Consider the following 15,265-nt stretch of genomic DNA (forward strand, 5'->3'; position numbering starts at 1 on the left):
ACGCCTCGGTCGTGGTCCCGGTCATGTCCAGGTCGTGGCCGGGTCGGCGAGTCCATGCACAATTCGTCGTGTCGCGCGGCGACAAAGGAGGTCCCAAAGGCCAGTGCTCTTCAATCACACCACCATCTTGCTCGCGAGCATCATGCTCATGGTGCCGTTCCTCGACGACGGCAGCCTGTTCGACGACGACGGCTGAACTCGTGCGCCAATCGGCGTGATGGTCGCCCGCGGCGCTTTTTTCCCGCGCGCGCCCGAGCCGTCGCTTTCATCGCTCCGGCGAAATCTACACACCACGCCCGCAAGGACGGATCCCCCTCGCCCTTGCGGGCGCTCGACGTCGGGTCCAGTCATTGTCACGCGTCGGTCGCGACTGGCATGATTGCGCGCGCCGGACGGTGACGAGACGTCGCATCGCGCGGGATGGAGGGGCAGCCGTCGGCGGTGGCCCGAGGCGGTCGACCGCGAACCCGGGCTCACGCTGCCTGCGCAAGGTCCGGGGGATGAAGACCTCTGCATCGAGATTGCGCCCGCCGAACCGGGGAACTCCGGAATTGCGGGCGGCTTGGCCGCGACCGGGCCGCTCGTCTATAGTCCAGCCAGGTCCTCATGAAGTGGGTCGAGATCAGGCACGAAGGAGACGGCAACCGCGGCGCCGCTTACGCGGCCGAAGTACCCGGCGGCGTGCTCGTGCGGACGGTGACGCACCTGATCCTCCACACCGGCCTTTACGTGTCGGAGGCGCTCGCGTTCGTGCCCAACGTCGGCCTCGCCGACTTCGAGCGCAAGCCGAAGGACGAGGACTAGGCCGCGGGGTCGCGGGGAATTTCGCGGCGGCTTCGGCGCTGTCCGCGAGATGGTCGCTACGACCCCGGCGGGCGCGTGTCCTGCACGTAGCGCGGGTCGCTCCGCCGAGCTCGAGTCCGCGGCGGCGGTGCGTCGCGAATCAATTGCCTTTGCGGCCGGGCTCGAGCTCGGGGCCGCGGATGGTGGTGAAGTAGCGGTCGGGTTTGCGCTGCAGGACCATGAGGGTGGGGGCGCGGTCGGCCTCGAGGCCGAGGGCGCCGGTGACCAGCATGGACTGGGACGAGGCGGTCTCGAGCAGCGGCTTCAGCCGTTCGGGGCCGACGGCGAGCGCGGCGGAGAGCAGATCGTTCGTCGAGTCCTTGGCCGGCTCGCCCTCGGCCGCGGCCTTGGCCCAGCGCTGGACGACGGGGATCGGTTCGGGGCCGATGACGACGAGCAGGCCGCCCGCGCGCTCGTTGGCGGCGAGGGCGACGCGGAGGCGGCCCTTGTCGTCGAGCAGCGGCTTGCCGACGGCGGGGACGTGGCGCGAGACGCCGTCGACGGTGAGCAGATAGACGGTCGGGTTGTCGCCGACTTTCTTGAAGCTGGCCCCGGGGACATCCGCGAACATGCGCGCGAGGCTGAGGTTGTCGACCAGAGTGCGCAGGCAGCCGACGAGGTCGCGATAACCGGCCGCGGGGTCGTCGGCGCCGAAGCCGAGCCGCAGGTGACGCGCCGGGCCGGTGCCGAGCAGGACGCGGCCGTTCCAGCGCCGCAGCGCCTTGGCGGCCTGGTCGACCAGCGGGTCGAGCATCAACTTGGCGGCGAACCCGGCCCGGTCGACGCCCGCGTTCATCTGCTTGATCGCGTCGGCCACCGCCTTCTTGTGGCCGGGCCAGCGCGTGCTGACGCCGGCCGCGAGCTCGGGGACCTTGAGCATGCCGGTCAGGGCGCCCTCGCCGAGGTCCGGCGAGCTCGGCAGCGGCTTGCCGGGCGCCTCGAGCACGTGGACGTCGAGCGAGTGCAGGCCCTGGCCGGCGGCGGCGACCCGCGCGTAGGGGAAGTCGGGCGAGACGGCGCGCGCGCGCGTGTCGGCGAGGGTGAACCACAGCGGGCGTGAGCCGTAGGTCGCGGGCAGCTGGCGGCTGGTGGCCAGGCCCTGCAGGGTGGCGGCGAACACGAGGTTGTTCGTCTGTCCGTCGAGCCAGGCGAGCTTCGGAGCGGGCGGCTTGCCGTCGTTCGGGGTGGCGTCGCCGGCGGGGGCGGGCAGCTGGACGGCTCCGAAGTCGCCGACCGACTCGAAGCCCTTGAGCGCGTCGGCGACGGCCGAGCCGGGGCGCACGGGCAGGACGACGATGTCCTCGCCGGCCACGTGGACGCCCGCCCACGGCCGGTCGCCGACGACCTGCGGGGCGAGCTTGTCGGCGAGCTCGGCCGGAGCCTGCATGCGCAGCGTGAAGCCGGCGAGGGCTCCGAGCGCGGGCACCTCGGGCAGGTAGGCGTCGATGCCGGCGAGGACCTCGGCGGGCCGGGCGATGAAGGCCCCGGCATCTGGCATTTGGGACAGCTGGTGCGGCGCCGGCAGGGCCGGACCGGCGGGCGTGCGGGCGCGCGGCGTGGCGCCGGCGGAGGTGGAGGGGACGCGCTGCGGGGCCTTCTTGCAGCCGGGCGCGGCCGAGATCGTGGCGGTGACGAGGGCGGCGGCGAGGGCGACGTGGCGAGGTCTCGGCATCGGGCGTGCGTACCGTAGCAGGTGGGCGCGCTGGACGCATGCGCGGGCTCACGGCTTCATTGCGAGGCCGAGGCTCGCGGACGAGAATTCTCGGAGCGAGCGGCCGCGCAGAGAATTCTCGCAGCACGGAGGAGCGGACGCCGCGACGAGCGGACACGGTCGCGGACAGGCGCGCGGCATTGCGAGGGCGGGGGGGTTGCCCTATCCTCCGCCGCGTCATGACGATCCGCCTGGGAATCAACGGAATGGGCCGCATCGGGCGGCTCGTGCTTCGACACGCGCTCGCGCGGAGCGCCGACTTCGCCGCCTCGGGCGCGGTGCGCAAGGGGCCGGCGATGCAAGTGGTCGCCGCCAACGACCTCGCCGACGCCGACGAGCTGGCCTACCTGCTCGGCCACGACTCGGTGCACCGCTATCAGCTGCCGAAGGCCCGCGCGGAGGGCGGCGCGCTGCACCTCGGTGACGGCTCGATCTCCCTGTTCAAGGAGCGCGATCCGAGCAAGATCCCCTGGGCCGAGCACGGCGTCGACATCGTCATCGAGGCGACCGGCAAGTTCACCACCGGCGAGCAGATGGCCGGCCATCGCGCCAACGCCAACGGGCCGTCGCACGTCATCCTCGCCGCGCCCGGCAAGAACGTCGACAAGACGCTGGTCGTCGGCGTCAACGAGGAGACGTTCGACCCGGCCAAGGACCGCCTGGTGTCCAACGCGAGCTGCACGACCAACGCGCTGACGCCGGTGCTCGCGGTGCTCGACCGCGTGTTCGGCGTGCGCTGGGGCCTGGTCGGCACGACGCACGCGTACACCGCCGGCCAGGGCCTGGTCGACGGCCTCGCCGGCAAGGACCTCCGCCGCGGCCGCGCGGCGCCGGTCAACATCGTGCCGACGTCGACCGGCGCGGCCAAGGCCATCTCCGAGGTGCTGCCCAACCTCAAGGGCAAGTGCGACGGCACGGCCGTGCGCGTGCCGGTGGTCGACGGGTCGCTCTACGACGTGGTCTGCCAGCTCGAGGGCGAGCCGTCGCTGGCCCGCGTGATCGAGGCGCTGCGCGAGGCGGCCGCCACCGAGGCCCTCCGCGGGGTGCTCGATGTCCGCAAGGAGGCGCTGGTGTCGAGCGACATCCTCGGCGACCCGCACTCGAGCATCGTCGACGTCGACGCGTGCATGGGCCTCGGCGCGCTGGTGAAGATCGTCGGCTGGTACGACAACGAATGGGGCTACTCGGGCCGCGTGCTCGACCTCGCCGCCATCGCCAGCAACTGGATCGTCGCCAATCGCGGCAGCAAGAGCTGAGCCTCGGCGTGACGCGAGAGCGGCTTTGTCTCGATCGTGAGGCGGGGCCGCTCAGCGCGCGGTGAATCGCAGGCGGCGCGGGTCCTGGCGCCGGTCGGCGATTCCCAGGACGAGAATGTGGTCCTGCACGACCACATAATAGATGGCCAGGAGGAATCGCCGGGTGACGATCCGGCGAATGTTCTTGCGCCAGGGCGGATAGGCGAGTGGAAAGTCCTGGATCTGCCGGAACAGTCGATCGAGCGCCAGATCGAGCTGAAGGCGGCGAAGATGAGTTCCGTGCGGATGCAAGTTGTCCCGGAATGCATACAGCGCAGACGGATCGGCGGTGGCGAAGCCCGACAGGCGCACCGGCAGGGACATGTGGCGAGGATAGCGGCAGGCGCCATTCGCGCGCATTTTCGCGCAAAACTGGAGGGCGCTCCGGCTGCGTGCTATCAAAGGGCGATGGGAGCGCCCACCAAACCCGCGGAGGAGCTCGTCGACGAGCCGGAGCCGAGCGAAGAGCAGCTCGCGGAGATCGAGGCCGCCTGGGAGGAAGAGGTGTTGTGGCGCGCCAAGGAGCACGAGGAAGGGCGCGCGGAGTCCATCCCTTGGGAGCAGGTGCGGGCGGAGATATTCGGCAAGCGCGCGTAGGAGTCGCGCGGCGGATGGCCCAAGAGACAGGTCTGCGTCGGTACGTAGCTCGTGTGCCGGCTGTTGCTCGATAAAAAACTTCGTCCGCGCGAACTGACAGGCCGAACGATAGGTGACCGGCGAAAGGTCCGACGGTTGCGCAAAAAGGACAGGTCGCTCGCCGTCCCGAGGGACAGGTGGCCGGTGGGAGTTCGACAGCTGTCCTGAAGGACAGAACGAGTACGCGGGCGATCCGGCTCGGTCTCCGCTCGGTTGGAGCGCATAACGAGTTCCGAGGACAGGTGGCTCGAAGGAAAGAGCGAGTGCGCGGGCGATCCGGCTCGGTCTCCGCGCGGTTCGAGCACCGAGTCCGAGGACAGGTGGCTCGATGAGAGTTCGACAGCTGTCCTGAAGGACAGAGGGGGCGCGCCGTCCGTGCGGGCTCAGCCGGGCGGGAACACCTTGCCGGGGTTCAGGATGTTCTGCGGGTCCCAGGCGCGCTTGAGGGCGAGCTGGAGGGCGCGGAGCTCCTGCGACTGCTCGAGCGGCATGTACGGGCGCTTGCTGAGGCCGATGCCGTGCTCGCCGGAGAGCGTGCCGCCGAGGGCGATGGTGGCGGCGAACAGGTCGGCGACGCAGCGGTCGACGCGTTCGCCGATGTCACGGCTGGCCTTTGGGTCATATAGGAAATTGACGTGGAGGTTGCCGTCGCCGGCGTGGCCGAAGCTGGCGACGTCGACGCGGTGACGGGCGCCGATCTCGCGCGCCGCGGCGGCGAGGTCGGGCAGGCGCGCCAGCGGGACGGCCACGTCTTCGCTGATCTTCTTCGGCCAGTGGGCGCGCAGGGTGTGGCTGAGGGCGCGGCGGACGTCCCACAAGGCCTCGCGCGTGGCCGGGTCGGTGGCTTCGGCGACGGCCAGCGCCCCGGCTCCGCGGCACAGGTCGGCGGCGCGCAGCAGGGCGCGGTCGAGGCCGGCGCCGTCGCCGTCGAGCTCGACCCACAGCAGGGCGCGCGCGCCGGGCGGCAGCTCCACCGCCAGAGTGCCGCTGCGCGCCAGCAGTTCGGTACATGTCCGATCGGCCAGCTCGAGCGCGGCCGGGGCGACTCCGCCGGTGAGGCAGCGATGGACCGCGTCGCAGGCGGCGGCCTCGTCGGCGAACGAGGCCAGCAGGGTGACCGCGAACGGCGGGCGCGGGACCAGCCGCAGGATGCAGCGCGTGATGACCCCGAGAGTGCCCTCGGAGCCGACGAGCAGGCCGGCGAGGTTGTAGCCGGTGACGCCCTTGATCGAGCGGTGGCCGACCTCGTGGCTGGCGCCGGTGCCGGTGACGACGTCGAGGCCGAGGACGAAGTTGCCGGTGACGCCGTACTTGCAGGCCCGCGGACCGCCGGCGTTGGTGGCGACGTTGCCGCCGACGCTGCAGATCTTCAGACTCGCCGGATCGGGCGGATAGAACAGGCCGCGCGCCTCGACGGCGCGGTGGAGCTCGGCGGTGAGGACCCCGGGCTCGACGACGGCGAGCATGCTGCGCTCGTCGATGTCGACGATCGAGCGCAGGCCGCCGAGGTCGAGGACGACGCCGCCGTGGTCGGCGAGGCAGCCGCCGACGGTGCCGGTGCCGGCGCCGCGCGGGCTCAGCGGGACGCCGAACGCGTGGCACAGGCGGACCAGCGGGGCGACCTCGGCGCGCTCGCGCGGGCGCACGACCAGGCCCGGCATGTACGGGCCCTCGGCGCCGTCGTCGCGCGCGTAGGGCTCACGGTCGCGGACGAGGACGTCGGACCCGAGCTCGGCGGAGATCCGCTCGTGCAGGGCGGCGAGGTCGAGGACGGCCATGGCCCAAGAGATGGACGCGTGGTGCTAGACGGAGAACGAGCTGCCGCAGCCGCAGGAGCCGGTGGTGTTGGGGTTGTTGAACTTGAACCCCGCCCCCTGCAGGCCCTCGACGTAGTCGATGCTGGTGCCCATCAGGTACATGAAGCTCATCTGGTCGCAGACGAGCTTGACGCCCTGGCTCTCGAAGTGGTTGTCGCCCTCGACGGGCTCGTCGAAGTAGAGGTCGTACTGAAAGCCGGCGCAGCCGCCGCCCATGACCTTGACGCGCAGGGCGTAGGTGCTCTCGATCGCCTCGGTCTCGCGGATCTCGCGGATCTTCGCGGCCGCGGTCTCGGTGACCTCGAGTGCGCCCGTCATCTGCGGGTCGTGGGCTTCGTGCTGGGTCGGCGTCGCGGGCGCGGTCTCGGTGGCTGCAGACATCAGGGCTCCCAAAGTTGACGTTCGGGTAGAATGGTGCGCTGCCCCGGGCGGGTCAAGCCTGCGGCCCTGCGGCTCAGGGTGCGGCAGGCCACGCGACGCCGAGGTTGGTCGTTCAGGACGATGGTCGCGAGTCATCGCTGCGCCTCGCGTTCGCGGGCGATGCAGCGCGCCGACGGATGCTCGCGGCGCTCGCTCGAGGTCACCCGTGGCAAGTAAAGTGAAATCCTTCACCCACGCTGCGTGGCCAGGTGAGAATGGGCGGCAGGGCGATGTTTGACAGCGACGGCGACCTTCCCCTACCGTGGCGATGCGGCAGTTTTGCCGCAGCCGCACGAAGTCGGCCGGAGCACGGAGAACGCATGCGACGAACCCACGCCACCCCCCTCACGCTCCTCACGCTCGCGCTGTTCGCGGGCGCGCTTCCCGCCTGCGGCGAGAGCCGGCAGGAGATGCTCGAGCGCGAGATGGAGTACCAGAAGGCGGGCCGCAAGGACGACAAGGGCGTCCCGATCCCGGAGATCCCGCCCGACGAGATGCGTGAGGCGCTGCGGCCGCTGCTGACCCAGATCTACTCGAACACCGAGCGCCTGCCGGACGTGACCGAGGGCGACGTCGAGCCGACGGGCGGCCGCAACTACGTGCTGCAGCCGGGCGTGCTGGCGGTGGTGACGGTCAAGAAGGGGCTCAGCAAGGCCGACAAGGCGCGGGCGATCATCCTCGGAATAGCCGACGCCGACGCGTGGACGTTCCGCAAGAACGCCCGCAAGGAGTTCGCGCTGATCGTCGAGAAGCTGAAGTACAGCTACGGCGACGAGACCAGGACGAAGGTGCTCGACGCGTACCCCGAGCTCAAGCTGCTGAGCTTCTTCGGCACGCCCGAGGCCGACAAGGCGATCGGCGAGCTGTCGGGCGAGGCCAAGAGCACGGCCGAGGCGATGCGCAAGGAGTACACCGACGGCAAGCAGGACATCTGGAAGAAGTGGATGGGCGTCAAGATGTACGCCCGCCGCCTCGTCAGCCAGGACGAGCCGTTCCGCGGCGTGTTGAAGAAGATCGCCAAGGACTTCGGCCAGGAAGAGGTGCCGCCGCGGCCGTTCAAGGAGTCGGTCGACGCGCCGTTCAAGGACTGGGCGGAGGCGATCGAGAAGGACGAGAAGCTGCTGACGGTGCTCACCAACTACAAGGAGCTGCGCGACCGCGTCGACTTCCTCGGCGAGGCGCACACCCTGTGGGCGATCGAGGGCTCGCCGCTGGTGCCCGAGCGGGCCCAGGGCGTCGCCATCGACAAGAAGATCGGCTACGGCTTCTTCCGCGAGGACCTCGGCGGCGGCTACAACGACCTCGTGTTCGTGTTCAGCAAGAAGCTCGGCGGCACCGAGCTCAAGCGGGCGTTCCTCCACTCGTTCCTGTTCCGCCAGCTGCTCACCGACTTCCAGCTGCTGTCGACCGCCGGCACCGACTTCGCCAAGCGCGGCCCCGACGGCTCGATGGACATGGGCACCGCGACGGTCCCCGACAAGTACGACCCGCTGTACGCCAGCTGCGGCGGGACGGCGGCGCTCGAGACGATGCTGTACAGCTTCAACTCCGAGTTCCCGCTGCTGAACGGGGTGCCGTCGAAGGTCAAGGACTCCGAGGCGGCCCTCAAGGTCGCCCACAAGTGCATCGTCGACGGGGCCGCCGGCGACATCAAGATCCCCTCCAAGGACGACGAGTTCGACACCGAAGGCCCCGCCCCCGCGTCGCGCCTGGCCCTGTTCCAGATGCTCGCCCGCTTCGAGAACATCAAGGTCAACACGGCCGTCCTCGCCGGCGACCAGCGCACCGCCGAAGACGACGCGATCGACGACGGCGAGAAGCTGCTCAAGCAGCTCAAGGCCGAGGCCGACGCGAAGAAGAAGGAGTAGCTGTCCCGCGGGACAGGTCGCGCCGAGAGACCTCGCCTCCGGGCGGGGTCTCGGCAATTTTAAAGACGACGCGATCGGCGAGGGTGACAGTAGCTGTCCCGAGGGACAGGCTGCTCCGAGCGGCGACGCGAGCCTCGCCCCCGGGAGGGTCTCGGCCATCTCGAGGGCGAAGCGGTCGACGAGGGCGAGGAGCAGCTCGATGCCCAGGCCGACGCGAAGGCCAGATGGCCGAGCACCGACGCGATCGACGACCTCTCGTGCATCGGGAGGGCGGTGCTGTCCTGAAAGACAAGCTGCCTCCCGTGTTGCAGGCGGTCTCGACCTCGCTGTCCCGAGGGACATGTGAACCGAGCGAGGCGCGATCAGAGGCTCGCGAGGGCTTCGCAGGCGTCGGGGAGCGAGCGGGCGTGGCTGTGGAGGTCGCGCCAGAGGTCGCCGAACTCCCACAGGCGCTCGCGGACGTTGCGGACGTGCCAGCGGCGGGCGTCGAGCTCGGGGTCGTCGAGCTCGTCCCAGCCGATCGGGACGGCCACGGGGGCGCAGGGGAGGGCGCGGGCGCTGTAGGGGGCGACGGCGGTCTGGGCCTGGCCGTTGCGCAGGTAGTCGACGAACACCCGGTCGCCGCGCTTCTTCTTGTTGATGTCCATGGTGAAGCGGGCAGGGTCGCAGGCGACCAGGTACTGCGCGACCTTGCGGGCGAACTCGCTGACGCCGTCGCAGTCGAGCTCGCGGTGGATCGGCGCGACCACGTGGAGGCCGCGCGAGCCGGTGGTCTTGACGAACGGGACCAGGCCGAGGGCGGGGAACAGGTCGCGCAGCAGACGCGCGCCGTGGCGGACCTTCGAAAAGTCGTCGTCGCTCGGGTCGAGGTCGATGATCACGAGGTCGGGGCGGGCGAGGCTGTCCCGGTGGACGTGGCAGGGGTGGAACACCAGGCAGTTCTGACTGGCGAGGAAGACCAGCGTGGCGGCGTTGTCGGCGACCGCGTAGACGGTCTCGCCGCTGTGACTGGCGAGCGCGAGGCGGTGCACGTAGGCCGGGAAGTGCTCCTGCGCGGCCTTCTGAAAGTAGCCGCGGGCGGCGATGCCGGACGGGAAGCAGTGCAGGGTCAGCGGCCGGCCGGCCAGGTGCGGGACCATGAACGGGGCGACGTCGCGGTAGTAGGTGACGAGCTCGCCCTTGCTGATCTGCTCGTCCGGAAACAGCAGCTTGTTCGGGCTCGTGACCTCGATGCTCTCGCCCTCGACCTCCAGTGTCGTGATGCCCTTGGCCACGCGCCCGCTCCCCCGTGAGGGCCGCATGCTGCCTCGAGCGGGCCGGCGACGCCACGCGCGCAGCCGCGCGAGCCGATGCGCGAGGCCGCGCAGGCGGGCGGCGCCCCGACCTGGCGTAACGGTCAGGTGGCGCGGGGCCGACTCCGGGGCGAGCGGTCGCGCTTCACTCAATGTCTCTTTGGACATGTCCTTGAGAGCATGTTGAAAACGGCGCGGCGGGCGGCTCGCGGCCTGCGTGCGCGCGGCGTGACACGCGTCGGGTGGCGGTCCTGGCGATCGAGCTACCTTTGCGAGCATGCGGCAGATGCTCCTGACCACGTGGGTCGCCATGGCGGCGGCCGGGTGCCACTTCGAGAGCGGCGGGGTGACCGCGGGCGCGACCGACTCCGAGGCGAGCGACGAGACGACGGCGGGCTCGGCGACGGAGACGGGCCCGGCGCCCGGCGCGACCAGCGAGCTGGCGGTGAGCTACTGCCACGGGTTCCAGGCCGCGGCCGAGGCGCCGTTCCTGTCGCTGTACATCGTCGGCGGCGAGGCGCTGACCGACGGCGAGGCGTGGCCGATCGAGTGCAACGAGGGCCGGTGGATGTTCGGGATCTACCCGTCGCTCGGCGGGTGGGACCCGAAGGCCGACGAGGTGAAGTTCACGGTCGCGGTCGAGGTCGACGGCTTCAACCTCGACGGCGCGGGCCACTTCTTCCGCGACGAGGTCGACTACCACATCGGTTGCGACGATCCGTGGGCGGGGCTCATCGGCGTCGCGCCGGTGTACCTGCCCGAGGGCGTCACCGATCCGGAGCAGCTCGACGGCAAGCCGGCGAAGATCCTCGTGACCGTGCTCGCGGGCGGCATGGAGCTGCGGGCCGAGGCCGCGGTGACGCTGTCGGCGCCGCGCGACGTGCTGCTGCAGGGCTGCACGTCCCCGTGAGGGGTTGACGCGGCCGGCGCGATCGGTCATCCCACCCCGGTGTCGACGGCGGGCAGGCGAGGGGTCGTGCGCGCGCTCAGCGTGGCGCCGATGATGGAGTGGACCGACCGCCACTTCCGCTGGCTGGTGCGCCAGATCAGCCGGCGCGCGCTGCTCTACACCGAGATGGTGACGACCGGCGCGGCGCTACACGGCGAGCGAGAGATCGTGCTCGGCTTCGACCCGTCCGAGCGGCCGCTGGCGCTCCAGCTCGGCGGCGACGACCCGCAGGCGCTGGCCGAGTGCGCGCGGATCGCCGAGGGCATGGGCTACGACGAGGTCAACCTCAACGTCGGCTGCCCCAGCGACCGCGTCCAGGGCGGGAACTTCGGGGCATGTCTGATGGGACAGCCGAGCCGGGTGGCCGCGTGCGTGGCGGCGATGCGGGCGGCGGTGTCGCTGCCGGTGACGGTGAAGCACCGGATCGGCATCGACGGGCGCGAGCGCTACGAGGACATGCTGGAGTTCGTCGACGCGGTGGCCGCCGCGGGGAGCGACCGCTTCACCGTGCACGCGCGGATCGCCATCCTCGCCGGGCTGTCGCCCAAGGAGAACCGCACGGTGCCGCCGCTGCGCTACCCGGAGGTGTACCGGCTCAAGGCCGAGCGCCCGCAGCTGGTCGTGGAGATCAACGGCGGCGTGCGCAGCCTGGACGCCGCGGACGAGCACCTGCGCGCGGGGGTCGACGCGGTGATGATCGGCCGCGCGGCCTACGAGGACCCGTACTGCTTCGCCGAGGTCGACCGCCGCTTCTTCGCCGAGGCCGAGGCGCCGCCGAGCCGCTTCGAGGTGGCGCGCCGCTACGCCGAACACGCGGAGGCGCACCTGCGGGCGTACCCGCGGCGCAAGGCGTCGGCCGTGCTGCGGCACGTGCTCGGGCTGTTCACCGGCCAGCCCGGGGCGCGCGAGTTCAGGCGGCTCCTCAGCGAGACCCGCGACGAGCGGCCGCCCACCGTGCGCATGGAGGCGGCGCTCGCGGCGGTGCGACGGGCGCACGAGCGGATCGCCGAGCACCGCGCGGCCGCGGGCTCGTGATCGGGTGGCCTTTGGGGCATGTCCTGATGGACATGTCTTTATGGTCATGGCGTGAAGCGTGCGGTGCGGCGGCGCACGAGCGGCTCGCCGAGCGCTGCATGTCCTGATGGACATGTCCTTCGGCCGTGGCACCGAGCCGCGGGGAGGCGAGCCGGAGGCGGCTGGTCGCGGGGGCGGATCGCGGCTACCATGCGCGGGTGCTGCGCCCGGGCTCGTCCTTCAGGTCATGCGCTCACCCGTTCGCGCGGGAGGTCGGGTGATGCGGGCGATGGCGCAGAGGAGCTGGGCCCAGGGCGAGCCGCTGGTGCTGACGGAGCTGCCGACGCCGGCGCCGCGGCGCGGGGAGCTGGTGGTGCAGGTGCAGGCGATCGGGGTCAATCCGGTCGACTGGAAGATGCGCACGCGCGGGCCGCTGCGGCTGGCGGCGCGGCTGCTCGGGCCGCGGCCGCCGGTGGTGTTCGGGGTCGACTTCGCCGGGGTGGTGACTGCGGTCGGCGAGGGGGCGCGGGTGCAGGTCGGCGATCGCGTGGTCGGCGGGACCAACTTCGCCCGCAAGCAGCGCGGCAGCTACGCCGACACCGTGGTGGTCCGCGACGATCAGGTGGCGGTCTTGCCGGCGGACTTCGACATGGTCGTCGCGGGGGCGCTGCCGGTCGCGGGCGTGACCGCGTCCATGTGCGTGGTCGAGGTCGGGCGGCTGCAGGCCGGGCAGCGGGCGCTAGTGCTCGGGGCCTCGGGCGGAGTCGGGCAGCTGGCCGTTCAGTTCGCGCGGCACGTCGGTGGCAGCGCGGTCGGGGTGTGTTCGACGCGGAACGTCGAGCTGGTCCGCTCGCTCGGGGCGGCGGCGGTGATCGACTACACGCAGGGCGATCCGCTGGTCCAGGCGCGGGCGCACGGGCCGTTTCACCTGGTGGTCGATTGCGCCGGCGGCTACCCCGGGGCGGCCTGCCGCGCGCTGCTCGAGCGGGGCGGCAGGCACGTGATGATCGCCAACGAGTCGGCCGGCGAGTCGCTGAACGTGCTGGTGCCGCCGTTCTCGTCGAAGAGCGTGCTCGGGCGGCCGACGCGGGGGCGGCTCGAGGCGGTCGTCGCGGCGGTGGCGAGCGGGGCGGTGAAGGTCCGCATCGAGGCGACCTTGCCGCTGGCGCAGGCGGAGCAGGCGCTGGAGCGCAGCCGCGGCGGGCGCCTGACGGGCAAGCTGGTGCTGCTGCCCTGAGTCGGCGTGTCCGATGTCCTGAAGGACAGCTCGTGAAGATGTCGCGAGTGACATGTCTCAAGGGACATGTCCTCGAGGGGCGGCAGGCCCGCCGTCTCGCGGATGGGACTCAGTCCTGCGCGGCGGCTGGCCGCGGGCTCGGGGTGCCGTAGGCGGCGAGGAACACGTGGACGGCGCGCTGGACGGTGGCGACGATGGCGGGCTCGAGCGGGTCGGGGAGGACGCCGAACTGCGAGCGGACCGCGAGGTCGCCCTTGCACAGGAGGAAGAACTGGACGCCGGCGGCGTGGACGTCGGGCAGGTTCAGGGCGCCGAGGTCGTGCCAGCGGCGCAGGTACTCGGCCATGGCCGCGTGCATCGCCGCCGGGCCGCGCTCGTACAGGAGCGCGCCGAGCTCGGGGAAGCGATCGATCTCCGCCGAGGTGTTGCGGTAGAGGGCGACGATCGCGGGTGCGAGGACCAGCGACACGAGGTGCTCGCCGACCGCCTGCAGGGCCGGGCCGATCTCCCCGGCCGGTTCGCTGCGCAGCAATTTGCAGCGAAGTGCGTCACGCAGCTCGTCGGCCTCCTCCGAGAAACAGGCGACGAACAGGGTCTTCTTGTCGAGGAAGTGGTTGTAGACCGTGGCCTTCGAGACCCCTGCGCGAGCAGCGACCTGGTCGACGCTGGTCCGCTCGAAGCCCATCTCGCCGAACACTTCGCGCGCCCCGGCCAAGATCTGGCGCTTCTTCGGGGAGTGCTCCAGAGCGCACGGGCGCGCCGATTTGTCCGGGTGAGTCATCTGACTCGATTAAACTGAACGGTACAGTCTTGACCGTCAAGGGCCCACAGAGCATTGTTTGAGAGGTCGCGGCCTCCGCCGCGCAAATTCGCTCCATGCTCGCGTCTCGGCTCTTCCCCCTGGTCTTGCTCGCGCTCGTGGCCTGCGGCTCGCAGGGGTCGGCAGCGGCTCCGAAATCGGCCCCAGGGCCGGTCGAGGTCGCGGTGCTGACGCTCGCGCCGACCCCCGTGACTCTGACCCGCGAGCTGCCGGGGCGGGTTTCGGCGCTGCGGATCGCAGAGGTCCGCGCCCGGGTCAGCGGGGTCGTCGAGAAGCGGCTGTTCGTCGAGGGCAGCGACGTGAAGGAGGGCGAGCCGCTGTACCGCATCGAGGCGGCGCCGTACCAGGCGAGCCTCAGCTCGGCGCAGGCCAACCTGCGGCGGGCGCAGTCGGGTCTGGCCTCCGCGCAGGACATCGCCAAGCGCGACGAGGATTTGCTCAGCAACGCCGGGGCCGTCAGCCTCGAGACCGCCGAGCGCTCGACGGCGTCGCTGCGGTCGATCGAGGCCGACATCGCGGCCGGCAAGGCGGCCGTGCAGACGGCCAAGATCAACCTCGGCTACACCACCGTGACGGCGCCGGTGAGCGGGCGGATCGGCCGCTCGGCGGTGACGGAGGGCGCATTCGTGCAGGCGTCGCCGGCGACGCTGATGGCGACCATCCAGCAGATCGACAAGGTCTTCGTCGACGTGACGCAGTCGACGGCCGAGCTGCAGCGGCTGCGCCGCGAGCTCGAGAGCGACAAGCTGCGTCCGGCCGGAGCGGCGACCACGGTCACTCTGTTGCTCGAGGACGGCAGCAAGTACTCCGAGACGGGCACGCTCGAGTTCACCGACGTCACCGTCGAGCCGGGGACCGGCTCGGTGCTGCTGCGCGCGGTGTTCCCCAACCCGCGAGGCGAGCTGCTGCCGGGCATGTTCGTGCGCGCCCGCATCGATCAGGGCGAGGACCCGGCGGCGATCCTGGTGCCGCAGCGCGCGGTGACCCGCGACACTCGCGGGCAGGCGTGGGCGATGGTGGTCGGCGCCGAGAACAAGGTCGAGCGGCGCAAGCTGGTCGCCGATCGCGTGGTCGGCAACAACTGGCGGGTGACCTCGGGGCTGTTCGCCGGCGAGCAGGTGATCGTCGACGGGTTGCAGAAGATCCGCCCGGGAGCGGTGGTCACCACGGTGGCCGCGCCGCCCGAGGAGCAGCCGGCCGCCGGCGCAGCGCCGCCCGAGGCGGTGGCGTCGGCGGGCGAGGCGGGCGACGCCCAGGGCGAGCCCGCGAGCGAGGGCAAGGCCGAGGCTCCGGCCGCGGCGAGCGAGGGCAAGGCTCCGGCCGCCGCAGCGGGCGAGGGCAAGGCCGAGGCGAAGCAGTAGGA

Annotated in this window: 14 protein-coding genes; 8 read left to right on the forward strand and 6 right to left on the reverse strand. The window is 71.4% G+C overall.

Annotation, left to right across the window (positions count from 1 at the left end):
- The first annotated feature begins 606 nt into the window (after window positions 1–606).
- Window positions 607–804 (forward strand): hypothetical protein, encoded by a 198-nt coding sequence (locus O0S08_RS50795; RefSeq protein WP_096329524.1) that lies wholly within the window; start codon window positions 607–609, stop codon window positions 802–804.
- A 139-nt stretch (window positions 805–943) separates the two neighbouring features.
- Here O0S08_RS50795 and O0S08_RS50800 read toward each other — a convergent pair whose 3' ends face one another.
- Window positions 944–2,515, reverse strand: coding sequence for a hypothetical protein (locus O0S08_RS50800; RefSeq protein ID WP_269036807.1), 1,572 nt, complete (start codon window positions 2,513–2,515; stop codon window positions 944–946).
- A 218-nt stretch (window positions 2,516–2,733) separates the two neighbouring features.
- On the opposite strand from O0S08_RS50800, the gene O0S08_RS50805 reads away from it, so the two are divergent.
- Window positions 2,734–3,810, forward strand: a complete 1,077-nt coding sequence (locus tag O0S08_RS50805) for a type I glyceraldehyde-3-phosphate dehydrogenase (RefSeq protein ID WP_269036808.1) — start codon at window positions 2,734–2,736, stop codon at window positions 3,808–3,810.
- 51 nt (window positions 3,811–3,861) lie between these two features.
- Here O0S08_RS50805 and O0S08_RS50810 read toward each other — a convergent pair whose 3' ends face one another.
- Window positions 3,862–4,173 carry a hypothetical protein gene (locus O0S08_RS50810; RefSeq protein WP_269036809.1) on the reverse strand — a complete coding sequence of 104 codons (312 nt, stop codon included), beginning with the start codon at window positions 4,171–4,173 and terminating at the stop codon, window positions 3,862–3,864.
- An 84-nt stretch (window positions 4,174–4,257) separates the two neighbouring features.
- Between O0S08_RS50810 and O0S08_RS50815 the strand changes: the two genes are divergently transcribed.
- Window positions 4,258–4,446, forward strand: a complete 189-nt coding sequence (locus O0S08_RS50815; protein ID WP_269036810.1) for an addiction module protein — start codon at window positions 4,258–4,260, stop codon at window positions 4,444–4,446.
- 422 nt (window positions 4,447–4,868) lie between these two features.
- Here the strand turns inward: O0S08_RS50815 and O0S08_RS50820 are convergent, their stop codons facing one another.
- A complete protein-coding gene (locus tag O0S08_RS50820) occupies window positions 4,869–6,263 on the reverse strand; it encodes an FAD-binding oxidoreductase (RefSeq protein WP_269036812.1) in 1,395 nt (464 codons plus the stop codon).
- Between the two features lie 24 nt (window positions 6,264–6,287).
- Window positions 6,288–6,683, reverse strand: a complete 396-nt coding sequence (gene erpA / locus O0S08_RS50825) for an iron-sulfur cluster insertion protein ErpA (protein WP_267773565.1) — start codon at window positions 6,681–6,683, stop codon at window positions 6,288–6,290.
- A 359-nt stretch (window positions 6,684–7,042) separates the two neighbouring features.
- Between erpA and O0S08_RS50830 the strand changes: the two genes are divergently transcribed.
- Window positions 7,043–8,590: a hypothetical protein gene (locus O0S08_RS50830; RefSeq protein ID WP_269036813.1), complete on the forward strand. Its 1,548-nt coding sequence runs from the start codon at window positions 7,043–7,045 to the stop codon at window positions 8,588–8,590.
- A 362-nt stretch (window positions 8,591–8,952) separates the two neighbouring features.
- Here the strand turns inward: O0S08_RS50830 and ligD are convergent, their stop codons facing one another.
- On the reverse strand, window positions 8,953–9,864 hold the full coding sequence (gene ligD, locus O0S08_RS50835; protein ID WP_269036814.1) for a non-homologous end-joining DNA ligase: 912 nt from the start codon (window positions 9,862–9,864) through the stop codon (window positions 8,953–8,955).
- A 295-nt stretch (window positions 9,865–10,159) separates the two neighbouring features.
- On the opposite strand from ligD, the gene O0S08_RS50840 reads away from it, so the two are divergent.
- The 3 genes from O0S08_RS50840 (at window position 10,160) to O0S08_RS50850 (ending at window position 13,082) form a co-directional block, all read left to right on the forward strand.
- A complete protein-coding gene (locus tag O0S08_RS50840) occupies window positions 10,160–10,792 on the forward strand; it encodes a hypothetical protein (protein WP_269036815.1) in 633 nt (210 codons plus the stop codon).
- Between the two features lie 90 nt (window positions 10,793–10,882).
- Window positions 10,883–11,866 carry a tRNA dihydrouridine(20/20a) synthase DusA gene (gene dusA, locus O0S08_RS50845; protein WP_371879590.1) on the forward strand — a complete coding sequence of 328 codons (984 nt, stop codon included), beginning with the start codon at window positions 10,883–10,885 and terminating at the stop codon, window positions 11,864–11,866.
- A gap of 268 nt (window positions 11,867–12,134) precedes the next feature.
- A complete protein-coding gene (locus O0S08_RS50850; protein WP_269036818.1) occupies window positions 12,135–13,082 on the forward strand; it encodes an NAD(P)-dependent alcohol dehydrogenase in 948 nt (315 codons plus the stop codon).
- Window positions 13,083–13,191: 109 nt separating this feature from the next.
- Here O0S08_RS50850 and O0S08_RS50855 read toward each other — a convergent pair whose 3' ends face one another.
- On the reverse strand, window positions 13,192–13,863 hold the full coding sequence (locus O0S08_RS50855; RefSeq protein WP_269036819.1) for a TetR/AcrR family transcriptional regulator: 672 nt from the start codon (window positions 13,861–13,863) through the stop codon (window positions 13,192–13,194).
- 95 nt (window positions 13,864–13,958) lie between these two features.
- Between O0S08_RS50855 and O0S08_RS50860 the strand changes: the two genes are divergently transcribed.
- Window positions 13,959–15,263, forward strand: a complete 1,305-nt coding sequence (locus O0S08_RS50860) for an efflux RND transporter periplasmic adaptor subunit (RefSeq protein WP_269036821.1) — start codon at window positions 13,959–13,961, stop codon at window positions 15,261–15,263.
- The last annotated feature ends 2 nt before the right edge of the window (window positions 15,264–15,265 follow it).

Source organism: Nannocystis punicea, from assembly GCF_026965555.1.
In the GTDB taxonomy this organism is placed as follows: domain Bacteria; phylum Myxococcota_A; class Polyangia; order Nannocystales; family Nannocystaceae; genus Nannocystis; species Nannocystis punicea.